The organism is Veillonella caviae, from assembly GCF_003992125.1.
In the GTDB taxonomy this organism is placed as follows: Bacteria; Bacillota; Negativicutes; order Veillonellales; family Veillonellaceae; genus Veillonella; species Veillonella caviae.
Genome location: NZ_RQUY01000006.1, coordinates 71,412 through 95,502 on the forward strand (window position 1 = coordinate 71,412; position 24,091 = coordinate 95,502).

A 24,091-nucleotide genomic window follows, 5' to 3' on the forward strand; every position below is an offset into this window, starting at 1 on the left:
TTTTGTATTCGCTAGTATTATTGTAGAAATAATAAATCAAATTGTAATCAATTAAATGGATGGTTTTGAATTTACAGTCCTAGTAAAATACGATAAAATATAAGGTACAGCTAAATAGGCTGTACCTTATTTGTTGTATAAGGAGATTCCTATGCATTTTGATGCTCTCATACATACCTTTCGGGTTCTCGATGTGATAGACATCTTGACAGTTGCCATCGGTATTTATTATATGTACAAGCTGTTGAAAGATACACGTGCTGTGTCTCTTCTGAAAGGTTTGCTCTTTTTGGCTGTATTAAATCTAATCAGCCATTTATTTAATTTATATGTTATTAATTGGATTTTACAACAAGGTATGACAGCCCTTCTCTTCGCATTGCCAGTAGTATTTCAGCCTGAATTGCGTCGAGCTTTAGAACAATTGGGCCGAGGCCGGATTTTCTCTAAAGCGCAAAACGTAAATGACGAAGAAATGGATATGGCTATTAATGAAGTGATGGCCGCTGCTCGCGTTATGTCTCGCGAACATACAGGGGCTCTCATCGTATTTGAACGAGAAGTAGGTCTTAATGATTTCATCGATACTGGTATCATCGTTGATGCAGTGCTCAGTCGTGAACTTATCAAGAATATCTTTGTTCCTAGTACACCTCTTCACGATGGAGCCATGATTATTCGCAACGGTCGTATTCGCGCTGCCGGTTGCCTATTACCGCTTACTGAAGATCGCACCTTGAGTACAGAACTTGGTACACGTCATCGTGCTGCTATTGGTTTGTCGGAACAAACAGATGCGGTTGTTGTGGTGGTCAGCGAAGAAACGGGTGTTATTTCCTATACTTATGGTGGTCATATTTACCGACACCTCCCAGAAGATCAAATTAAAGAGGCTCTCCGTACCTTTATGGAACGACCACGCCAAAACATTACGAATATGTGGAAATGGGGTGGCAAAAAATGATGATACATTTTAAACGCAATTGGATTGCGAAAATACTTTCACTATTGGCAGCCATCGTCATGTGGTTTTTCATCATGCGTGACCAAAACCCTGTGATGGAGGTAACCTATACGGTGCCTGTGCAGGTGCAAAACCTAGCGTCTAACTATATTGTAGAAGATGCGCCACCATTTGTACGTGTCACTCTCAGTGGACCTAGGGACACTATTATTTCTATGAAAAATGATGTTCTCAAGGCCTATATCGATGCATCAGGCGTAGGGGTGGGAAATAACAATGTGAGCATTCGTTTTAACCCACCAGCAGGTATGAATGTGGTAGAAATTCGTCCAGAGAATATTACCCTCACAGTAGACGAATATGCAGAGAAAACATTACCTGTTGAAATTGTGCCAATTGGTAAATTCCCAGATACGGTCGCATTGAAATCGGTAACGGTTATACCAAAAGAAGTGACAATATCTGGCCGTAAACAACAAGTGATGAACGCCACTCGTGTGATTATGAAAGTAAACGCTGAGGGGCAAACGAAAAACTTTAGTTCTGTTTCTCCTTTAGAGGCTTGGGATAATGCAGGTAATGTATTGGACGTAAATATAAACCCAGCTCAAGGGCAAGCACAATACGAAATTACTTTGCTAAGGAAAGACAAAGCGGTGCCTATTAATGTGCCGCTAGTTGGTCAAGTTCCATTTGGTTATGAAGTAAAGGGTATCGTTGTTAATCCAGTGCAACTCACAATTTCTGGGCGTGAAGAAGTGGTTGATAGTGTAACGGATATCAAAACAGAACCAATTGATATTTCTAATGCTACGGCTAATATTGAAGGGGCTTATAATCTTGTGCTCCCAAATGGTATTACAAGTAAAGTCACCACAGTACGTGTAAAAATAGAAATTGCACAGAAACCATAATATAAAAGGTATACTATGATTAGAATTATAAATCTTCGCGTTGCCGTGACCGTATCGTCAAGCATCGAAGAAATAGTAGAAAAAAAATATCCTCCATTGCGTGGACATATTGAGCGTATTCACGTTGTGAGACGTGCTGTAGATGCGCGGAAGAAACCGAATATTGTGTTCGTATATACTCTATTAGTAGAGGCTCAACAGGAAACACAAATCATAAAAAAACTCGGTAAAAACAAAGACGTTACTTTGTTTACGCCTGAGGATCCAGAACCTATCGTCATTGGTACTGTACCATTGGTGCATCGACCAGTAGTCATGGGTTTTGGGCCTGCAGGAATGTTGGCGGCTTTTTACCTAGCCCGCGAAGGGTACCGACCTATCGTATTGGAACGGGGACAAGATGTAGATACGCGCAGTGCAGACGTAGAAACATTTTGGAAAACAGGCCAATTTAAATCGGAATCGAATGTACAGTTTGGTGAAGGTGGAGCAGGTACCTTTTCGGATGGCAAACTGACAACTCGCATTACGCACCCACGATTACATGAAATTTCAAAATATTTTGTTAACTTTGGTGCGCCAGAGGAAATTTTATATAAACATAAACCTCATGTTGGTACCGATAAATTACGGCATATGGTAAAAGCTATGCGTCAACGCATTATAGAATGGGGCGGCGAGGTGCGCTTTGGTGCAAAAGTAACAGATTTGTTTATAGAACATGACCGTATCGTTGGCGTAGAAGTGAATGGCGATGAACGCATCGATACTACTATTGTATTGGCTGGGGTAGGGCACAGTGCCCGTGATACATATGAAATGCTTTATCACCGTAACGTTGATATGACTGCCAAACCCTTTGCTATCGGTGTACGCATTGAACATCCGCAATCCTTGATTGATTACTCCCAATACGGTGTAGAGCCGGAAAGTCTCGGCCTTGGTGCAGCAGAATACTCCTTGGTGTACCACGACAAGGAAACAGGCCGTACTGCTTATAGCTTCTGCATGTGCCCAGGCGGTCAAGTGGTAGCCTCTGCATCGGAACTGGGTGGTGTTGTCACTAATGGTATGAGTTTGTATGCTCGTGACAGCGGTGTTGCTAACTCTGCTATTGTAGTCAATGTAGGACCTGATGATTTTGGGCAACACCCATTAGACGGAATTGCATTTCAACGAGAATGGGAGCGCAAGGCTTATGAATTAGGTGGTTCTAATTTTGATGCCCCAGCGCAGACAGTGGGGTCTTTCTTAGGCCTTGATAATGCACCATCTATAGCAGACAGCGTTCATAGCTATGAACCACATATTGTAGATAGAGATTTACATGATTGCTTACCCCCTTATGTGACATCTGTGCTAGAACGAGCATTGCCGTACTGGGGGCGCCGTATTAAGGGATTCGACGGCGAACATATTTGCATGACTGGCGTAGAAACGCGCACTTCTGCACCGCTTCGCATGGGGCGCAATGAACAGCGCATATCCCCAACGGTACACGGATTTTACCCTATGGGAGAAGGTGCAGGCTATGCAGGTGGGATTATGAGTGCTGCCCTTGATGGGGCGGAAACAGCCATCGCTTGCATGAGCGTGTACGCAAAACCGGAATAGTGATATAATACACACAAGAATGAATAGAACTAAACATTTTGTTTAGATATACGGAGGATATTATGGCTCGATTATTTGGCACCGATGGTGTGCGTGGCGTAGTCAATGAATTTTTAACACCTGAATTGGCCTATCATTTAGGTCGTGCTGCAGCAATGCATTTTAGCAAGGATAAGGAACATCCTACATTTTTAATTGGCCGAGATACGCGTATTTCTGGATCTATGTTAGCCAGTTCTCTAGCAGCAGGTATTTGCTCTGTAGGCGGCAATATAGTGATGGCTGGTGTAGTGCCAACACCAGCGGTGGCGTATTTAGTGCGCCAACAAGGTTTTGATGCAGGCGCAGTGATTTCTGCCTCTCACAATCCATTTCCAGATAATGGCATTAAATTCTTTGATGGCAATGGCTATAAATTGCCAGATGATGTAGAGGATCAATTAGAATTTTATGTTCGTCAAAGTGCGGACAATGAATTGCCTCGCCCTACAGGTGATGGTATTGGATCTATCGAGTTCAATCCAAACTTAGCACATCATTATGCCCATTTTGTGCGCCACACTATCAATACGAGCCTAGATGGGTTGACTATCGTATACGATGGTGCTAATGGGGCAGCTTCTAGCGTAGGTCCTGAAATCTTGGCAGGCCTTGGGGCTAAAGTTATCAATATTAACATTAATCCAGATGGTAAAAATATCAATCATCACTGTGGCTCTACGCATATTGAAGGTTTGCAAGTGGCAGTAAAACAACACAATGCCGATATGGGTATCGCTAATGATGGTGATGCGGACCGTTGTTTACTAGTTGATGAACAAGGAAATGTATTAGACGGCGACCAAATCATGCTTCTTTGCGGATTGAAATTGAAAGAAGCAGGAAAACTCAAAAATGATACTATCGTTGGCACAGTAATGAGTAATATTGGTTTCCACAAAGCAGCTGAAGAATTGGGTATGAAAACAGTATCTACTGCTGTAGGTGATCGTTACGTATTGGAATACATGCGTGAACACGACCTTTCTATTGGTGGCGAACAATCAGGTCATGTTATCTTTTTAGAACATAATACTACAGGTGATGGCATGCTCACTGCTGTACAAGTGGCGGCGTTGGTGAAAGAAAAAGGTAAAACCTTATCTGAACTAGCTGGTATTATGACAAAATACCCACAAGTCCTCGTGAATGTACGAGTAGCTACTAAAACAGGTTGGGAAGACAATGACCTTATCCAAGCTGCCATCGTCACTGCCGAAGGTGAACTAGGCGATGAAGGACGCGTCCTCGTTCGCGCCTCTGGTACAGAACCACTCATCCGCGTCATGGCTGAAGGCCCTGACCAAGAAGCATTGCAGTCCCTCTGTCAAGAAATTGCTGATATCATTGGGAGAGAACAAGGACTGGCGGAGTAAATCTAATCTACACTAAAGAACATAGTGATATTACAATAATTGTAAAAGCTACTTGGTGCTCTGGTGCCAAGTAGTTTTGCTTTAGAGAGAATTAAAATGATGAAACAAACTTATGTGGTTTTTATGGCAGTACTAGCATTAACAACGGCAAGTATGCCAGTATTAGCTAACAATACAACTACTGCGAATGCTACGAGTATTGCGACTATGACAAAGAGTAAAGAGGCGATGAATACAACTACAGTTGGCAAACCTGTGTATATCGTAAAGGACGGCTATGGTCAGGTAAAGACCTATAGCAATGGTTTTTCGCTAGATAGTCAGTCTGCAGATAAAGCTATTTTGTCTGTAGAGGCTATCGGATTTGTGGATACGGATGGATCAAAATTACAGGCCATCGCCGTACAATATGATCGTCCTATTACGGCGAATGCTGTATCTAACGACACCTATGAAATCGAAGACTATGGAATGACGCTTTCACCAAAGGATTTAACATACGGCATAAATCCTGGTGTCATTAAAGGGGTGTACACTAATGACGAACCAACTACTATTGAAAGTGGCATAAAAAAAGATGGTAACTATGTCATCATTGAAGTGAATACAGATTATCAAGCCGGCCGTTTTGCTCGTGCATATCCTATTACCATGTTTGCTGGGGTAAAGCAAATCAAACCTGTTGAAACAGTGACGGGGGATATAATTACGCCGTCGACGGTTGAGAAAACAAATTACACGAAGGATGCATACATTAGTTATAACCCTCAAACAGGGGAAAATCGCGCACCGGAATATTATAATTTTGCCAATACTGGTACTTATAGCATTAAAGGGCTAGAAGGGTACGAACTGCACACCACAGAAAAAGGCAATGCGTTCCACGCCAGCCATGCTTTTGATGAGGGAAATGGAGAGTATTGGGATTTTGATTTGAATTATGCTCTCTATGTGCCGAAAGATTATAATCCTGCTAAGAAATATGGCTTACTACTGCACATTCACGATGCAGGTTCTATGAGTAGTGACCCAATGTTAACATTGACGGAATCCCAAGCGGCAGCGAATTATGCATCTCCTGAATTTCAACAAATGGCGAAGGACCAAGGTCTTGCAGGGGTTATCGTAGTGGCACCAGCCATTCCAGAATTTTTCTACATGGACGAGGCACACCCTCGCTATGAACTGCGCCTAGCTCGCGATAATTGGACATTGAGTGCTGGCGTGCCTGCTATTTGGCAATTAATGGACTCCATAACTAGCCAATACAGCATTGATACTAATCGCATTTACGGTAGCGGTCAATCCATGGGTGGTATGACCGTTATGGCTATGGCGGCACAAAGGGATAACTACTTCGCTGGCCTTTTGCCGATGAGTGCTAAATGGGGCAATAACTATAATAAGGACTATGAATTTAATGGCAATCGCGCCTACGAAGCACCAGCAGATGGCACCATCATTTGGACGAAGGACAGCGATGGTAAACCAGCAGATTATAGAAACTGGTTCTACATGGTCAGCGACGACAATATCCTCTACTTCAATACTATTGGGGAAAACACGGAATTTGTGAACCTCTACCATGACCTCGCTGGTGTTACAATCCCTCGCGTTACTTTGGAACTGGGGGATAGCTCTTTGCTAGTTAGTCAGGATGAAAGTATCCGCACCCTTACCAAACAAAAACAAAAAACTGGTACATACCAAGTTGTTCTCGGCGGCAACGTAAGCCATATGTCTGCTTGGTTTTATGGACACGGATTCCATAGCGCCTATGAGTGGCTTCTCAAACAAACGCGAGATACAGAAATGAAACGCTCTAAATTGAAATTAAACAGACCATTCCGAATGGGAACAAAACAAATTCATGATGACATACATCTATTCAAAGAAGATAAAAACGATGCATCTAAAAGCATCTATTACCCAACAGGGAAACGCGGCGCTGGTACTAATGATTACAATTCACCAGTAACGGTGTTAGGGTCTAAAGAACTGTTGGCGCCGAATTGGAAACCGTAAGGTAAATTGGGGATAGAGACATTTTAAAATAACTACATACTGAAATGAAGGAATACCTAATGTTCTAGTAGCGTTAGGTATTTTGTTATATATTTATATGACTTTTGCCCTCATATAGCTTATTCTTATGCTAAACATTTACATTACATTGACGAATTTAGTATAATATACGTTGGTACAACTTTCACATGTACCAATCTGCCACATATTATAAAAAGGAGTTCCTAATTCGTAAAGGCGAATAGCGCAAGTACCCACGAGGGCAGTCGTATGGGTAGACGAGGTGAAGGGTTATCGAATCATCAGCGGATGCTCTTCCGGTTAGCTCGAATCGTGACAGGCATTAAAAATACCTTTGGTAACAGAGGGGACAAAATGTGTCTGGTAGAGCGTAGATATAATCAATTAACCTTAATAGTTAGACTGGGATTGAGGTCGCAGTCGTAGGAGGATATAGTATGTGCGGTATCGTAGGATACATCGGTTTTAATCAAGCATCTGATTTTTTATTGGACGGTATGGCAAAATTAGAATACCGTGGTTATGATTCTGCTGGCATTGCTGTCATTGGTGCTGACAATGTTATTAAAATTCAAAAAAAGGTAGGTCGTTTGGCAAACTTGGCAGCTATTGTAGAAGCTGACCCAAACGAAGGTACTATTGGTATTGGTCATACTCGTTGGGCTACTCATGGTCGTCCATCTGATATGAATTCCCATCCCCATGCTAGTGAAGATGGCAAATTTGCAGTAGTACACAATGGTATCATTGAAAATTACATGCCTTTGAAAGAGGAATTAATCGCAAAGGGATACCATTTCAAATCTGAAACAGATACAGAAGTAGTAGCTCATTTATTGGCTGATATGTACGATGGCGATTTTGTGGGCACTGTGCGCCGTATGTTGGCTCGTGTTGATGGTGCTTATGCTTTGGAAATTATTTGTAGCGATGAACCAGATAAAATTATTTGTACAAAAAAAGAAAATCCTTTAGTTATCGGTTTAGGTAAAGGAGAAAATTTCGTTGCTTCTGATATTCCTGCTATCATTAATTATACCCGTGATACATACATTTTGAATGATGGCGAGTTAGCTATTGTTACACGAGATGGTGTAGCTATTTCTGATCGGGCTGGCAATCCAGTGAATAAAGAAGTATACCATGTAACATGGAATGCTGAGGCTGCTGAAAAAGGTGGTTATGAGCATTTTATGTTGAAAGAAATTCATGATCAACCTAAGGCGGTACGCGATACATTCGGTACTCATATTTCCGAAGATGGTAAAACGGCTGTATTTGAAGAATTGAACTGGACCGCTAATGATGTGGCAGCTTTCAATAAAATCCTTATCGTTGCGTGCGGCACTGCGTACCATGCAGGTCTTGTGACGAAACAATATATTGAAAGTTTGGCGCGCATTCCTGTTAACGTGGAAATTGCGTCTGAGTACCGTTACAGCAATCCATTGACTGACGAGAATACATTGTGCATCGTTATTAGCCAATCTGGTGAAACATCGGATACATTGGCGGCGTTGAAAGAGGCAAAACGTTTAGGCGCAAAATCCTTGGCGATTACCAATGTAGTAGGTTCCAGTATTTCTCGTGAAGCGGACAATACTGTATACACATGGGCGGGCCCAGAAATTTCTGTAGCATCCACGAAAGCATATACAACACAATTGGTAGCAGGTTTATTGTTAGCCATATATCTTGGCCAACTGAACGGTAAATTGGATGCAACCTTAGGTGCAGATATTCTCAGTGGTATCAAAGAATTACCAAACTTGATCCACGAAATTTTTGAAGTTGACGAAGATATGAAAGCCTTTGCTAAACATTATGGTTTTAAATCGGATGCATTTTTCTTAGGTCGTGGTATCGATTATGCAGTAGCCATGGAAGGGGCTTTGAAATTAAAAGAAATTTCCTATATCCATGCAGAAGCATATGCTGGTGGTGAGTTGAAACATGGTACATTAGCCCTCATTGAAGAAGGTGTACCTGTTATTGCATTGGCTACGCAAGAAGATGTGTATGATAAAATGATTAGCAATATTCGCGAGGTGAAAGCCCGTGAAGCAGTTGTTATTGGTATTGGTTTAAAAGAAGATGAAGAATTATCTAAACATGTAGACCATGCTATCTATGTGCCGCGGGCGAATAAATTTATCGCTCCAATTTTAGCTGTTGTGCCATTACAATTATTGGCGTACTATGCAGCTATCACACGTGGTGCTGATGTAGATAAACCACGCAACTTGGCAAAATCTGTAACTGTAGAATAGGAGAAATATATGTCTGTTATTTTTTCTGGTATTCAACCTAGTGGGGAATTGACCTTGGGCAACTATCTAGGAGCATTGCGCAATTTCCTAGATTATCAAGATACTGATGAGTGTTACTATTGCATCGTAAACCAACATGCTATCACAGTGCCACAAGACCCAAAGGAATTGTTCCATAATACGCGTAGTTTAGCAGCCATTTATTTGGCGGCTGGTCTTAATCCCGATAAGGTGACATTGTTTGTGCAATCCGAAGTACCTCAACATGTGCAATTGGGTTGGATTATGCAATCTATTAGCTATGTTGGCGAATTAGAGCGTATGACACAATACAAGGATAAAGCGCAAAAGCAAGGTGAATCCATTCCTACAGCTTTGTTAACATATCCACCATTGATGGCAGCAGATATTTTACTGTATGGTACAAACTACGTTCCTGTAGGGGATGACCAAAAACAACACATGGAATTGACTCGCGATTTGGCGGAACGTTTTAATCGTCGTTTTGGCGAAACCTTTGTGGTACCTGAAATTAAGGTGTCCGAAGGGGGCGCTCGTATAATGAGTTTGCAAGAGCCTACTAAAAAAATGAGTAAATCCGACGACAATCAAAATGCTACTATCCGTTTGTTGGATACACCAGATCAAATTGTGAAAAAATTAAAGCGCGCTCAAACGGATTCTGATAATGCAGTGCGTTTTGATAAAGAAAATAAACCAGGTATCTCCAATTTGATGGGCATCTATCGTGCTATTACAAAAGATAGCTATGAAGCCATCGAAGAAATGTATGCCGGTAAAGGTTATGGTGCGTTCAAATCTGATATCGCTGATTTAGTGGTATCCACATTAGAACCACTACAACAACGATACAATGAATTGATTAATAGCCCTGAACTTGATAAAATCCTCGACGAAGGGGCTGTGAAAGCACAAGCTAAAGCGAGCGTGATGTATGATAAAGTTATTCATGCTATGGGGCTGTGCCGCAAATAATCTATAAGAATACGAAACTACATCCCTGTCTTTGTTTTAGGTAGTCGTTTCAAAATTTTATAAGATGTAAACATACACCCCTGTCTTTGTGAATTGAGCCCCGTAAGGGATAAGCTCACCTGAACAAAGACAGGGGTGTATGTTTTGCTATATATGTGTGGATTGACATAATTTACAAAGACAGGGGTGTAGTTTCTTTAATTATAGCTTCTTTGCTGATGGGCACAGTGTGGTATGTGTTTTTAGTCTTATACACGTATGTGGTGGTTTGGTATAATTATGTTAAAGTTAGTATGAGGTATGGTTTTATCTTATTGTTATTGTTGTGGTTAGATGGGGTGGTAGGTTGTTTTTGGCGAATTTGACCGGCTGTAGGCAAAATAGGTCATGGAGCATACAACAACCTACCATCACAAGCGAGGAATAGTTATGACAAAACAAGAGGTAAGTGAACGTTTTTCAGGTGGAAAAGTGCGTCATGAGGTGTGTACGCATAAAGGTGTACAGTGGATTGGACGGATTATAGGGCTTCTAGTTTGTGTGTTGCTCATAAAATGGGCTCCATCGGATGTGGGGAATCGGATATTGTGTTATATGCTAGTAGGGTGCATTATGTGGTGGATGCATGGTCTCGATGAGGTGCTAGTATATATTTGTGAGCGTGGGTTTGTATTAAAACAAAGGCCTAGCACATTGCGTGATTATTTTCGCAGTGTAATTTGTCATGATGAGTATTATATGTATGTTGCTTTTGATACCGTAGTGGGATTTACAGAAAATTGGAAAGAACTACAGGCTGTGAGTCCTCATGGAGGTATTTATGTAGTGCCTCTCGATTTGCAATTGGCGTCGTATAAGGATAAATTACGATTGCAAGAGGCTGTACGGTATTACCGTGAAAATCATGACTAGAATCAAAAGAGAAGGGGATTACATGATTTCCTTCTCTTTTGTCTGCTACAGAGGGAGAATATTTGTAGATGTTCTGTCTTTAGAAATTTATAAAATGCTTTTAATACATAGTAAATATGTTAATAAAGAATGGAGAATGCAATTTTACTAGTTTACAACTTTAGCGTACTAAAGTATAATAAGTTCATAAGTTAAAATGAAATCGTATTGATGTGTATAGCAATAATCGTTGGAGGCTCATATGAACTGGAAGAAAATTATGGCTGTTGGTTTAGCCGCTGTGTCTATGATGGCATTTGTAAGTGGTTGTGGTAGTGAAACTAAATCTGATAATGCATTACCTAAAAAAATCGTTGTTGGTTTAGATGATAGTTTCCCACCAATGGGATTTAAGGATGATAGCGGTAAATTAGTTGGTTTTGATATCGATATGGCTACGGAAGCGGCAAAACGTGCTGGTATGGAAGTAGAGTTCAAAGCTATCGATTGGTCCAGTAAAGAAGCGGAGTTGAAATCCAAGAAAATCGACGCTTTGTGGAATGGTTTGACTATTACCGATGAAAGAAAGCAAAATATTTTGTTCTCTAACCCATATATGAAAGATAAAGCATACATCGTAGTTCGCAGTGATGATAACTCCATTACTGGTAAGGATTCCTTATCAGGTAAGGTAGTAGGCGTACAACAAGCAAGTTCTGGTGAAAAAGCATTGAATGAAGATCCAAGCGGTAAATTGGTAAAAGATATTAAATCTTATGGTGATTTTGTAAGTGCTTTCATGGATCTTGGTATTGGTCGTGTTGATGCTGTTATCGCTGATGGTGTTATAGCTCGTTACCTTATGACAAAAGAGCCTGGTAAATACAAAATTGTAGAGGGCGTTGACTACGGTTCTGATGATTTTGGTGTAGGTTTCCGCAAAGACGATACTGTATTGCGAGATAAAATTAATAGCATCTTAGTAGACATGAAAAAAGATGGTTCTGCTGATAAAATTGCAGAAAAATGGTTCGGCACAGGAGCTGACCTTGATAAAGCAGATGCTAAATAGTAAACTAGAGAAGAGGCCTTAGCGCCTCTTCTCTAATTGTGTTTGAAGGAGTATTTCATGGATTATTTATTGCAAATTATCCCCACTATTGCCGATGGGTTAAAGGTAACTATATCCCTGTTTTGTGTGGTGTGGATTTTGTCTATTCCAGGGGGCATTGTACTAGCATTATTGCGCCTATCTAAATTACCGCTAATCGATAAAATCGTTGAGGCTTTCGTGTATCTAATGCGCGGCACCCCTTTGATGTTGCAAATTTTATTTATGTATTTTGCGCTGCCTATTATGACGGATGGTGCCATTCAAATGGATGATGCCACTGCAGCGGTAGTGACATTCGTATTAAATTACGCAGCTTATTTATGTGAGATTTTCCGCGGTGGTATTCAATCTATTCCGCGTGGTCAATATGAAGGTGCTAAGGTACTTGGGTTTACATATGGTCAAACGATGCGTACCATTATTTTGCCACAAATGTTTAAACGCGTATTGCCTCCATTGGCGAATGAAACGATTAATTTGCTCAAGGATACATCTCTCGTATATGTATTGGCCATGAATGATATTTTGCGTATTACAAAATCTATCGTGCAACGAGATTTTGATATTTCTGCGTTCATCGTAGCAGCTATATTCTATTTGATTTTTACATTTATTTTGACGAATATTTTCAATTATTTGGAAAAACGTTTCTCTGTATACGACGAATAAGAGGTAATTATGGCTTTTGTAAATATGGAACGCATAGAGAAACAATTTAATAATCAGACAGTATTAAAAGATGTTTCTTTGCAAATGAACAAAGGGGAAATCGTATCTATTATCGGTCCCTCTGGTTCTGGTAAATCTACATTTTTGCGCTGTTTAGGGCAGTTGGAAACTATTGATGGTGGCGCTATTACCGTAGATGGTATAACTTTGGTTTCTACAGATAGTAGTGGCATGGTGCATTATGCAAATAAACAAACGATGCACGATTTACTTCTTCGCATGGGCATGGTATTCCAATCATTTAATTTATTTCCACATATGACGGTACTAGAAAATATTATGGTAGCACCACGCATGGTGAAAGCCATGAAAGATGCTGAGATTTTACCGATTGCAGAACGATTGCTCAATAAGGTAGGGCTTTGGGAAAAACGTGATATGTATCCATCTCGTCTATCTGGCGGGCAACAACAGCGGGTTGCTATAGCTCGTGCATTAGCAATGAATCCTGAAATTATGTTATTCGATGAACCTACGTCTGCACTAGATCCTGAGCTAACTGGAGAAGTATTGAAAACCATAAAACAATTGGCCGATGATCACATGACTATGATTATCGTAACTCATGAAATGAACTTTGCCCGTGAAGTATCAGATCGTATTATTTTTATGGCCGATGGTGTCATTCAAGAAGAGGGCTCTCCTGAACAAATCTTTACAAACCCACAGTCGCCACGGACTAAAGCATTTTTAGAAAATATGCTGTAAATAATATGTTATATTTTAATTTGCACAACTCTGATAGAATAGAGTTGTACAGAGTTAATATCGATTACCACCTATGGAATTATAGGTGGTAATTCCATATAAGAAAGGCAATACGATGAAATTACCTATTATATTAGCACTAACGGGATTGTCTATTATTACACCGGTTGCGTATGCAACGGAGACGATTCCGGCGACGCCGAAGGCAATTAGTGCATCTCAACAAGATGCGACGTCGGTGTTACCTGAACAGTATAAACAATATGCAACGAAAATGAAAACCGTCGTGACGGACCGAAAAAATGGATATACTTTTACCATCCCTTGGCGTGTTAGCGATGGCGTGATGATTGATATGGATGTGCGTAGTGAAAGCGAGCATATTCAAGGATATTCGTTTAATTTGACGGGACCAAATCAAGAGGATGCGTATACGGTATCTTTTACGAAACGCAATAATACACCGCAAGGTAAGGTATCTCAAAAGGTGTGGAATACGACGTGGTACGATGTGCCCATTAAGGGGATGAGCGATGACGAATATCTCCGCATTTGGCGCCAACATAGCAATGTGTTTGAAAATAATGAGGTGGTAGGGGGATTTTTCTCTAAAAAAGGTGCTCAAGCAGCTCGTTGGAGTAAGATTACGCCTAAATCCTATTCCGATATGAGTTCTACATTACCAGTTCATTCTATATTTGAAGCGGAATTTATTATGGAAAAGGATCCTACCCATCGTTATAATTTGGTGAGCACCTATCCACCTATTCAATCAGGATTTATGGAACAAGGATTATTAGAAACTACTATTCCATCTTTTAGTTTGTTAAACACTGCGGGCGGTAGTTCTACCATTAAAGGAGTGAAACAATTCTTAACGGGGACTAGCGATATCGTTGTGGCTGATGGTATAAAGTTTACTTATCCGAAGGGGTTCACAAGAGTGAAAGAACCGCGCAAAATTACTTTCACAAAAGATAATATGCGTCTAGAAATTGAAAGTTTCTCTGTACCTATTCAAGCGGTGAGCAGTGCTATGCCAACTATGATGGGAAAACAGATGTTAGGGGACCAATATGTTAAATCGCTAGTAGATGTGAATCAAGCCACTATTGAGCATTATGAAACACATATTAATGATGGCGATGTGTCCTTCTATGTAGTGGGAACTATGAAAAATCCAGAAACCTCTGATACATCGGCAGCAGAACCGGTAGCATTTGCAGCATCTATTATATTAGGTAGCGGTAGCAATGTGGGAGTGGCACGGTTAGTAGCACCTGTGGGAACAACATTAACGACACCGCAATTAGTAGAAATCCTAGATGGGTTTAAATTAAACAATACATTGAATATTAATAATTCGTCTATAGTTCTTTAATCTGCAAAAGAATGTGCTATAATGTATATAAATCCTCAGAAGAAAAGAGGAGTTTTCCTAGTTCGTATAGAATATATAAGTATAGACTAAACGATCATTAATCATATCCCCGATGAGGGATTAGAAATAGGAGGGGTTATTATGGTTACCTACAAAACTATTGTTGTACCTACTGATGGTTCTGAAAATGCGAAACGTGCATTGGAACATGCATTAGCTGTAGCAGACCGCAACCAAGCGGAATTAATTGTTGTTCACGTAGCGAACATCGTATCTGCTATTTCTAACTTTGACCAAACACCGATTAGTGGTGGCTATGTGTCAGAGCAAATTGCAGAAGACATGGAAGAAACTGGCAAAGAGATTTTAAACGATGTGGTGAAACATATTCCTGCAGGCGTTAAAATTAAAAGCGTATTCGAAGTTGGCTCTCCTGGACCTGCTCTCTTGGCAGTGGCTAAGAAATACAATGCAGATCTTATCGTAATGGGCAGCCGTGGCCTTGGACCATTGAAAGGCTTGTTCATGGGTAGTGTAAGTAGTTATGTAACTAGTCATTCCTCTTGTCCAGTATTGGTTGTAAAATAATGACTAACAATAATGGGAATTTGTTAAAATTAGCAGAATTGTTTAAGATTTTAGGCGATCCAACGCGTTTAAAAATCGTTCAGTTATTATTAGAAAATGAGATGTGTGTGAACCACATTGCAGAAACGATGGGGATGGGGCAATCCGCTATTTCTCATCAATTGCGCGTATTGCGCCAAGCTCGATTGGTAACATATCGCAAAGAAGGTAAAACAGCATATTATTCCTTAAATGATGACCATGTAGAAGGACTTGTTCGTATGGGCATGGACCATGTGGCGCATCAGTAGGATACAGGAAAACCGTCTACTCTTGTAAAGGTAGACGGTTTTCTCAGTTTTTATGATTGTTTCGCTTTGGAGTACCTATATATTAGAATTAGCAGCTAGGTGTATATCCACACGAGTAATGTATATATAAACATAGTACGGTGTGTTTATGAATTATTTAAATAGGAAATAGATAATACGCCATGGTAATAAATATTGGCATCGTTATGGCGGATAGAATCGTGGATCCCATAACGATTTGTGTAGCATACTCCGGATTGTTTTTCATTTCTATAGCGATAAGAGCCATATTAATAGCACTAGGAACACTATAAGTAATGATAATGGTTTGTGCCGCAATAGGGTGCATAGGACCGTAGAAATTGATGAATAGTAATGTTACTCCTGCTGCTAGAATCGGACTAGCTACTAATCGCAATACTGCGGCGAGCATGACGTCCCCCTTAAAGAAGTTGAGCGGTGTTCGATTAATTTGCACCCCTAAGGCGAGCATAGCCACACCGACGAAGGCATTGGCAAAAATATTGAGTGGTGCATAGGCGAATAAATTGTGTAAATCATAGGGTAATAATTTTGCTAATAGCGCTATCGGTACAGCATATACCATAGGCATATGAAATACTACTCGTAGGGCATCACGAGCACTCAAACGTCCTGCACCAGCTTGGTAGAAACCAAAGGTGTTGCTTGTAATCGTTTGGATAACCATGATAGATACGACACTTAGCATGCCTAAATCCGCATATGGCGTCTTACCATCTATGATGTACGGGACATTGCTAAACACAAATAATGCTAAAGCAACGCCCATATTGCCACAGTTATTGAACATAACACAGTTTTTTAATGTTGCTGTTTTGGCTATATCGTAGCCTTGCCATTTTCCTACTACGCTAGACATAATATAGTTTATAATGAGTACTGTTACCGCACAGAGTACGATTTCCAAGGTACTCCATGTAAAATGTGCCTCATAGAGAGACCTAAATACAAAGGCTGGTAATAATATATAGAAATTTAATTTGCTTAGTGTATATAAATCGAGTTTAAATTTTTTGTCTAATACGATGCCCATGCTAATGAGCATAAATATAGGGACCATAGAATTGATAAAAATATGCCCCATTATAGTGAAAATATTCATCATCTCACCTAGATTCATCATCGAATTTATGCGATTTATATCGCATACTTATATATATTATGTATACTACTATCATATCATATTCTCAATTATTTGTGTGTTGGTGAAAGTAAAGTTCTGAGATATTTTGCATATATAAATAGCTGAGCTTTATATTAGTAATGAACCCTGTAACCATGAGTTTTTATAGTGAAATTAAGCATGGTATTTATCCATGAATCATGTATAATAAAAAATATATATACTTAATGTAGTTATTTTGATAGGAGGCTATTATGAAACGTTTATTATCTATGATTATGATGATGTGTTTTGCATTGGCTATTGTAGGATGCGGCATGATTAGTGATAAGACTAAAGAACAAAAAATTACTATTCAAGCAGCGGCTAGTTTAAAAGGTGCCTTGACGGAACTTTCAGATAATTATAAGAAAGCCCACCATTTATCAGATGATCAAATAGCTATTAATTTTGCTGGTTCTGGTACTTTGCGTCAACAAATTGAACAGGGCGCACCAGCAAGTTTATTCATTTCTGCAGACGAAAAAAATATGAAAATGTTAGAAGAGAAAGATTTAATGACCGATGTAAAGCCCTTTGTTACAAATGAGCTCGTATTAGTAGTACCGAAAGACGGAAGCAAAGTTACATTGGAACAATTACCAACAGTGAAACGGATTGTATTGGGAAACCCAGACACTGTGCCAGCAGGTAATTATGGCAAGCAAGTATTGACTAAACTAGGTATGTGGGAACAAGTAGAACCAAATGTAGTATATGCTAAGGATGTAAAAGCAGTTACTGCCGCTATTAGCCAAGGTGCTGGGGATGCTGGTTTTATTTATAAAACTGATGCTATCGCAGCCGGTGACGCAGTACAAATCTCGGCCATTACCTCTGCAGATTCCCATGATCCTGTAATTTATCCAATTGGGATTATAAAAAAATACGACAATGAATTAGCTCGTGATTTTTATAAATATGTAACATCTCCAGAAGGTCAACAGATTTTAGAAAAATACGGATTTACGAAGGGGTAATTATGAATCCTTTTTGGTTATCCATAGGGGTCGCTGTTATAGCCCTCATCATTGTTATTACCATAGGCTTATGTGTTTGTTTTTGGATGAATCGATGGCGTGGTAATGTTATTGCTTTATTGGATGCTATCATTACATTGCCTTTAGTATTACCTCCGGTAGTGGTAGGTTTTGCTTTGTTGATGGTATTTTCTCCTGGTTACGCCTTTGGCGGGTGGTTGGAAAAACATAATTTAGGTGTTGTATTTTCTAGTGCTGGTGCCGTCATTGCGTCTGCAGTTATTTCATTTCCATTATTTTATCAAACCGTGCGTTCTGCATTACAGTCCGTAGACCATAATATTGAGGACGTGGCGAGAACACTTGGGGCATCGGAGTTGCGTATATTTTTTACTATTTCAATTCCTCTTGCTTGGAAAGGGATATTGACTGGTTCTATACTCGCCTTTTGTCGTGCTATGGGCGAGTTTGGGGCTACTATTCTTATTGCCGGCAATATTCCGGGATTAACACGCACTATGCCACTGGCCATTTATTCCTATGTTGAGGCTGGTCAATATATGGATGCCTTTGAGTTGGTTATATACATTTGTGCTCTTACGTTGGCTCTGTTGAGCGGTATTCATCTGCTCACTAAAGCTTCTATGTTTCGTAATATTGAACGCAGTTAGATTAAAACACTTTCTAGTAGTACATTGATGCTGTATGCTAACAGAATGTATCCTATAGAAAAGGGGAACTATGATTACATTTTCATTTACCGTAGCGAGACCTACTATCATTGTGAAAGCGGATGGCGTTTTGCCATCTGGTATAACCGTCCTTACTGGTCAATCTGGCAGTGGAAAGAGTACTTTTATAAAAAGTATTGCTGGCCTTGTAAAGCCTAGCACCGGTATTATTCGTTACGATGAGACTACATGGGTGGATCGGGACCGTAAGGTTTGGGTGCCTGCCCAAGAGCGTCAAGTGGGTTATATGCCGCAAGGAAATATAGTGTTTCCTCATATGTCGGTGGAAAAAAATATTACTTATAGTAATCGTGGTACACCGAAAATATGTGATGAGTTATTGGTACGCTTGGGCCTTGAAAAATATCGCCACACTAAAGCAGGACGGTTATCTGGGGGCGAACAACAACGGGTGGCTTTGGGACGGGCCTTATATTCGAAACCGACCGTACTGTTGCTAGATGAACCCTTATCTGCACTAGACTGGAATCTGCGTAAACAAGTACGCCAAGAACTGATGGATATCATCCGTGAATGGGATGTACCGTGTTTGTGGGTTACCCATGATGAATCGGATGTAGCCGCAGTGGGGGATAGACATTGGATCTGTGAAGCGGGGATTATTAGAACTGGGTGTATCTGCAAACATACATAACTATATAAAAAAGGCACCAATTTAATGGTGCCTTTTTGCATGTTAATATATTATATCAAATTTTTTACAGTGCACATTGATATCGTGTAATACATAGTCGTGAAGTCTATTTTTGTAATATGTTTTTTACTAGCACATTACGCTCATCAGTGGACATCGTTAAATATTCTTTTGATAAGGCTGATACCCAACTGCCATAAACAGGATTAGGTAGCATGATGAATTTTGAGCCCCATTCTGATGCGGTATCATCGATTGACTTGTTTCGCTCCTCGATGGTCTTTGATTTTGGTAATGGGAAATCTCCATAATTATCGCCTACATACAGAATTACATCATGTGTTTCTAAAATCTGATTAAATCGAAGCTGTTTATCACTAGAATCTTTCATCAAGAGAACATGTTCTTTGTCTATTTGTGGAAATTGCACCGTTTGTAGTGCTTTTAAAGTTGGTTCGAGGTTGACTGGTTCGTAGCGATTGGACACATAGTATATGGCGACACCTTTATCTGCAGTGGCTTGTAAAAATTCTCTTGCCCCAGGCAATGCATAGGCCGTAGTATCGTGAACAGTTTTACGCCACCATGGTGCTCGATACTGTCCGTTCCCTTTGGCGGCTTCTTGTGAAAGCGCATCTATATTGGATACTACCGTTTCGTCACAATCAAGAATAATGGCTAATGGTTTATCGCTAGATTTATGATTAGTTATAGATTTATCTATTTCCATAGAGGCTATATTGTACGCTTGATATGCAAGCGCACGATATTCCGCAGCGGTTTTCATCCACAATAGAGACATCGTTTCTTGCTCTGCTAATTGTTGTTGTGTAGCTAATAGTGCTGTATCAGTTTCCTGTGCTACCTTGGTTGTAGTTGTTGCCTGTAAAGGGTCAACACTAGTTCCTTGCATTGCAGTAGTACTGGCGCATGCCTCATAAGTAAAGACTGCAGGTGTTAGTAATAGGCTGAGAATCATAGCCGTGGATATCGTCTTAGTTTTTAACTTCATAAGTACAACTCCTTTATGATTAAAATATACAATTATATTGATACTGTAGTATGTTCTGTGGAAAGTGTCAATACAGAAAAATTTAATATGTTACATTAAGGTAAAATCTGTTGAATTGAGCAAATAAACCTTGTATATTTGGTAAATGGATGATATAAATACATATAACAACATAATTGACCACTAGGGGTGCAGTAGCTGAGATTGAATATTCAAAACCCTAGACCTGATTCAGATAATGCTGGCGTAGGAAAGTGGAGTGACTCTCTCTGTAGGATAGATATAACAAAGGACCATTCCATGAATGGTCCTTTTTGTATTGATTTTAGATGTAGTATATTCGGATTGCTAGGTTGAATGTAAACTGATGCTAATTCTGAGTGGAGGTATTATAATGAAATTGCAAACAGCCTTAACTATTGCTGGTACTGACCCTAGTGGTGGTGCAGGTATAATGGCAGATTTAAAGTCCTTTCAAAGTCGAGGTGTTTATGGTATGGCAGCTATTACATCGGTGGTGGCACAAAATACTATGGGCGTGCAGTTGGTAGAGCATGTGTCGATAGCTATGCTAGAGGCGCAGTTGTACGCTGTATATTCAGATATTATGCCTCATGCTGTAAAAACAGGGATGATTGGGGTGCCGGAAATGATGGATGTAATATATCCATATCTCAAAAAGGGAGTTCCTTATGTGATGGATCCTGTTATGATTGCTACTAGCGGAGATCGATTGATTTCGGAAAAGGCCGTAGAGGTGCTAACAACTAAATTAATACCTTTAGCTACTGTTATTACACCTAATCGTAGTGAAGCGGAGGTATTGTCCGGTATGTCTATTGAAACAGAGGAGGACATAAAAAAATCGGCTCAGATTATTCTAAAGGAATTAGGCTCTCAATCGGTGATTATCAAGGGTGGTCATATTGGCGCTGATGCAACAGATTATTTATTTACTAAAAATGGTGAGTTATATCAATGGAGTAGTCCTAAATTTAATACAATCCATACCCATGGTACAGGATGTACCTTTAGTGCTGTTATTACGGCAGAGTTAGCGAAAGGAAAGAGCTTAGTAGATGCCGTCGGTATTGGTAAACAATATATTTCTATGGCTATCGAAATGAATCCAGGATTGGGAGAGGGTCGTGGACCGGTGAATCACATGGCATATACCGATTAATTACTATTTTATAGCTGGTACTATATGTGCATTTCTATGATAGATAGACATAGATTTTAACCTAATCCGCCAAAAGTCCTATAGGTCCTAGGTGGGAAATGAAGGTGAGGCTGGCGAATCTACTTGAGAGTGTAAATAAGTTAATAAATATAAATGTAAAGCACGGAATGTATAAAAATTCTTTTTATACATTCCGTGCTTTTTTGTTTTAGCCAGTATATATTTAATTTCCTCTTTTTAACTCCTATAAGTCAATTCCTATAGGTTAAATCCTATAAATTAATGCCTATAAAATAAGTAAATTAAAGATAAATGAAGTTAAAAAAATTTGTAATAAAAATCACATATAATGGAGGAATTTATAAACTTAGTAAATAACAGGCTTCATAAATTCCTTAAAAAATTAGAAATATACATAGATATAAAAATTTATACAATATTGATGTTGACATGTAGTTGAGAAAGTAGTAATATCCTATCCAAGCAATAGGTTATAAACCGAAGTGAGTTTGTACGGTATCGTATATGAATGGAGAAAGGAGTCTTTCCATGGCTATCTCAAAAGCATTACAAGAAGAATTAATCGTTGACTATCCTACTTTTGTGGAAAATACTCGGAAGTTTTATAATAAGGAAATTTCAGTGCAAGATTATAAAGGATTATCTGGCCCTTTTGGTAGTTATGCTGAAAAAGGGGCTGAAACAGGCATGTCCCGCTGGCGGTTTCCTAGTGGCATCATTAATAAAGAGCAAATCTTATTTATTGCAGATGCTATGCGTCGTTATGATTTAGCATATCCGCATTTTACCACTGGACAATGTATTCAATTTCATCGCCTTGATGGAGAAACGATTATTAAATTATTCCCTGAATGTCATAGTCATGGTATTTACAATCGTGGTGCTGGTGGGGATCACCCTCGTAATACTGGTACATCTCCATTGCTAGGAATTCGCAAAGACGAATCTTGGGATTTTTCACCTTATGTGCGTGCACTATCTGAATATGTGTTGACCTTGATTAAAGGGATTAAATTCCCTCGTAAATTTAAAACAGCTTTTTCTGATGGCACTGAAAATACTAGTCATGTAACATTCAAAGATTTTGGTGTAGTGGCAAATGTGGAGGATAACACTTTTTCTGTGTATGTAGCTGGTGGTCTTGGACCAAATCCTAAAATGGGTGTTTTAGTAGGTAGTCATATTGCGCCAGAAGATATTTTGTACTATGTGAAAACCTTGGCGCTCATCTTTTCTGAACATGGTAACTACAACAATCGTAGCAAAGCTCGCGTTCGTTATTTACAAGATATTCTAGGTGGCCCAGAAGCATTGTATGATACGTTCCAAGAGTATTTAGCTAAAGTTCGTAATACCGAACAATTGACTGTAAATCCAGAAGAGGTTGCTTTTACAATTAACAAGCGTGGTACTGTAGATCCTACATTGGTAGATAGTCGTGTAGGAGAGCAAAAGCAAGAAGGTTTATACTATGTGTCCTATCATCCGTTTGGTGGCAACCCGACAAAGGACGAATTCTTGGCACTTCTTGACTATGTGGGGAGCCTTGATGATGAGGTACAATTGCGTCTCTGCGCTGATGAATCTGTATATATTGTAAATCTTACAGCTGATGAAGCGCGTCATGTGCTGTCATTAACGGAAAACGGTGGCGACAATGATTTTTACCGTTCTGTATCTTGCATTGGTGCCAATTTTTGCCAAGTAGGATTACAAGATTCGTCTGGATTATTAATTAATATTTTTGATGCTGTGCGCGATGCTAAACAAGTCAATAGTGATTTGCTACCAACCTTCCACATTTCTGGATGTCCATCTTCTTGTGGGACACACCAAATAGATGCTATTGGATTCCATGGGGCTATGAAGGTGGTGGACAAGGTTCCTACATCGGCATTTAAAATTTTCCGCGGTGGTAATGAAACTATCGGTCGTGAACATTTTGCAGAAGAAGTAGGTACTATTGTAAGTAGCGATATTCCTAAATTCTTTATCGCTCTCGGTGAATTGCTTACAAAAGAGCAAACTCGATTTGCCGATTGGATTGTAGATAATACAGCAGTATTTGATCAACTAGTGGCGGAATTTGAATAATCGATTCGACCATATCTAGTTTGGATTTAGTTTGTAATAATCCCGCAGTATTGTTATAAATGCGAGATAGGTGTATTAAGTTATAAGTATGTAGAAAGGATGTTTATCATGAGTGATGTAGCCATAACTAATATAGAAACACTAATATTTATCGTCAGTGGGTACATAGCTATGTGCTGCATCGCAGTATGGCAACATCGATTGCGCCACTATATTAGCTTTTCTAACAATCTCAATAGTTTATTAGCGTTACATACAATCTTATCTGTAGGTGCTCTCATCGGTAGATAG

The 24,091-nt window shown here is 39.6% G+C and carries 22 protein-coding genes and 1 riboswitch; of the genes, 20 read left to right on the plus strand and 2 right to left on the minus strand.

What is annotated here, in order from left to right; genetic code table 11:
• Positions 1 to 151 precede the first annotated feature (151 nt).
• From cdaA to EO120_RS03590, 14 genes are all read left to right on the plus strand, one after another.
• Entirely contained in the window at positions 152 to 964 is an 813-nt protein-coding gene (gene cdaA, locus EO120_RS03525; protein WP_127134125.1) for a diadenylate cyclase CdaA, read from the plus strand.
• Positions 961 to 1,878 (plus strand): CdaR family protein, encoded by a 918-nt coding sequence (locus EO120_RS03530; protein WP_127134126.1) that lies wholly within the window; start codon positions 961 to 963, stop codon positions 1,876 to 1,878. Before cdaA ends, EO120_RS03530 begins: the two co-directional genes overlap by 4 nt.
• 15 nt (positions 1,879 to 1,893) lie before the next feature.
• The gene (locus EO120_RS03535; RefSeq protein ID WP_127134127.1) at positions 1,894 to 3,492 is read left to right on the plus strand and encodes an NAD(P)/FAD-dependent oxidoreductase; all 1,599 of its coding nucleotides are present in this window, start codon (positions 1,894 to 1,896) and stop codon (positions 3,490 to 3,492) included.
• A gap of 62 nt (positions 3,493 to 3,554) precedes the next feature.
• Positions 3,555 to 4,907 (plus strand): phosphoglucosamine mutase, encoded by a 1,353-nt coding sequence (glmM, locus tag EO120_RS03540; RefSeq protein ID WP_127134128.1) that lies wholly within the window; start codon positions 3,555 to 3,557, stop codon positions 4,905 to 4,907.
• Between the two features lie 96 nt (positions 4,908 to 5,003).
• Positions 5,004 to 6,932: a hypothetical protein gene (locus EO120_RS03545; RefSeq protein WP_127134129.1), complete on the plus strand. Its 1,929-nt coding sequence runs from the start codon at positions 5,004 to 5,006 to the stop codon at positions 6,930 to 6,932.
• 458 nt (positions 6,933 to 7,390) lie between these two features.
• Positions 7,391 to 9,223: a glutamine--fructose-6-phosphate transaminase (isomerizing) gene (gene glmS, locus EO120_RS03550; protein WP_127134130.1), complete on the plus strand. Its 1,833-nt coding sequence runs from the start codon at positions 7,391 to 7,393 to the stop codon at positions 9,221 to 9,223.
• Between the two features lie 9 nt (positions 9,224 to 9,232).
• Positions 9,233 to 10,219 (plus strand): tryptophan--tRNA ligase, encoded by a 987-nt coding sequence (gene trpS / locus EO120_RS03555; protein WP_127134131.1) that lies wholly within the window; start codon positions 9,233 to 9,235, stop codon positions 10,217 to 10,219.
• Positions 10,220 to 10,648: 429 nt separating this feature from the next.
• A complete protein-coding gene (locus EO120_RS03560) occupies positions 10,649 to 11,131 on the plus strand; it encodes a hypothetical protein (protein WP_127134132.1) in 483 nt (160 codons plus the stop codon).
• A 241-nt stretch (positions 11,132 to 11,372) separates the two neighbouring features.
• Positions 11,373 to 12,182: an amino acid ABC transporter substrate-binding protein gene (locus EO120_RS03565; protein WP_127134133.1), complete on the plus strand. Its 810-nt coding sequence runs from the start codon at positions 11,373 to 11,375 to the stop codon at positions 12,180 to 12,182.
• Positions 12,183 to 12,239: 57 nt separating this feature from the next.
• Positions 12,240 to 12,893 (plus strand): amino acid ABC transporter permease, encoded by a 654-nt coding sequence (locus tag EO120_RS03570; RefSeq protein WP_127134134.1) that lies wholly within the window; start codon positions 12,240 to 12,242, stop codon positions 12,891 to 12,893.
• A 9-nt stretch (positions 12,894 to 12,902) separates the two neighbouring features.
• Entirely contained in the window at positions 12,903 to 13,661 is a 759-nt protein-coding gene (locus EO120_RS03575; protein WP_127134135.1) for an amino acid ABC transporter ATP-binding protein, read from the plus strand.
• Positions 13,662 to 13,776: 115 nt separating this feature from the next.
• Positions 13,777 to 15,042: a DUF4179 domain-containing protein gene (locus EO120_RS03580; RefSeq protein ID WP_127134136.1), complete on the plus strand. Its 1,266-nt coding sequence runs from the start codon at positions 13,777 to 13,779 to the stop codon at positions 15,040 to 15,042.
• A 141-nt stretch (positions 15,043 to 15,183) separates the two neighbouring features.
• The gene (locus EO120_RS03585) at positions 15,184 to 15,630 is read left to right on the plus strand and encodes a universal stress protein (protein WP_127134137.1); all 447 of its coding nucleotides are present in this window, start codon (positions 15,184 to 15,186) and stop codon (positions 15,628 to 15,630) included.
• Positions 15,630 to 15,920 (plus strand): ArsR/SmtB family transcription factor, encoded by a 291-nt coding sequence (locus EO120_RS03590; RefSeq protein WP_127134138.1) that lies wholly within the window; start codon positions 15,630 to 15,632, stop codon positions 15,918 to 15,920. The genes EO120_RS03585 and EO120_RS03590 overlap by 1 nt, the downstream gene beginning before the upstream one ends.
• A 157-nt stretch (positions 15,921 to 16,077) precedes the next feature.
• Here EO120_RS03590 and EO120_RS03595 read toward each other — a convergent pair whose 3' ends face one another.
• Positions 16,078 to 17,064, minus strand: a complete 987-nt coding sequence (locus EO120_RS03595) for an AEC family transporter (RefSeq protein ID WP_127134139.1) — start codon at positions 17,062 to 17,064, stop codon at positions 16,078 to 16,080.
• A 275-nt stretch (positions 17,065 to 17,339) separates the two neighbouring features.
• Between EO120_RS03595 and modA the strand changes: the two genes are divergently transcribed.
• The 3 genes from modA to EO120_RS03610 all read left to right on the plus strand — a co-directional run bounded on the left by modA (position 17,340) and on the right by EO120_RS03610 (position 19,490).
• The gene (gene modA, locus EO120_RS03600; RefSeq protein WP_127134140.1) at positions 17,340 to 18,104 is read left to right on the plus strand and encodes a molybdate ABC transporter substrate-binding protein; all 765 of its coding nucleotides are present in this window, start codon (positions 17,340 to 17,342) and stop codon (positions 18,102 to 18,104) included.
• Positions 18,105 to 18,106: 2 nt separating this feature from the next.
• On the plus strand, positions 18,107 to 18,775 hold the full coding sequence (gene modB, locus EO120_RS03605) for a molybdate ABC transporter permease subunit (RefSeq protein ID WP_127134141.1): 669 nt from the start codon (positions 18,107 to 18,109) through the stop codon (positions 18,773 to 18,775).
• Between the two features lie 70 nt (positions 18,776 to 18,845).
• Positions 18,846 to 19,490 (plus strand): ATP-binding cassette domain-containing protein, encoded by a 645-nt coding sequence (locus EO120_RS03610; protein ID WP_127134142.1) that lies wholly within the window; start codon positions 18,846 to 18,848, stop codon positions 19,488 to 19,490.
• A gap of 106 nt (positions 19,491 to 19,596) precedes the next feature.
• Here EO120_RS03610 and EO120_RS03615 read toward each other — a convergent pair whose 3' ends face one another.
• On the minus strand, positions 19,597 to 20,502 hold the full coding sequence (locus tag EO120_RS03615; RefSeq protein ID WP_127134143.1) for a 5'-nucleotidase, lipoprotein e(P4) family: 906 nt from the start codon (positions 20,500 to 20,502) through the stop codon (positions 19,597 to 19,599).
• 175 nt (positions 20,503 to 20,677) lie between these two features.
• Positions 20,678 to 20,772, plus strand: a riboswitch (TPP riboswitch).
• Positions 20,773 to 20,896: 124 nt separating this feature from the next.
• Here EO120_RS03615 and thiD point away from each other — a divergent pair.
• The 3 genes from thiD (at position 20,897) to EO120_RS03630 (ending at position 24,091) form a co-directional block, all read left to right on the plus strand.
• Positions 20,897 to 21,685 (plus strand): bifunctional hydroxymethylpyrimidine kinase/phosphomethylpyrimidine kinase, encoded by a 789-nt coding sequence (gene thiD / locus EO120_RS03620; RefSeq protein WP_127134144.1) that lies wholly within the window; start codon positions 20,897 to 20,899, stop codon positions 21,683 to 21,685.
• Positions 21,686 to 22,234: 549 nt separating this feature from the next.
• A complete protein-coding gene (locus EO120_RS03625; protein WP_127134145.1) occupies positions 22,235 to 23,800 on the plus strand; it encodes a nitrite/sulfite reductase in 1,566 nt (521 codons plus the stop codon).
• A gap of 108 nt (positions 23,801 to 23,908) precedes the next feature.
• Positions 23,909 to 24,091, plus strand: coding sequence for a hypothetical protein (locus EO120_RS03630; RefSeq protein ID WP_127134146.1), 183 nt, complete (start codon positions 23,909 to 23,911; stop codon positions 24,089 to 24,091).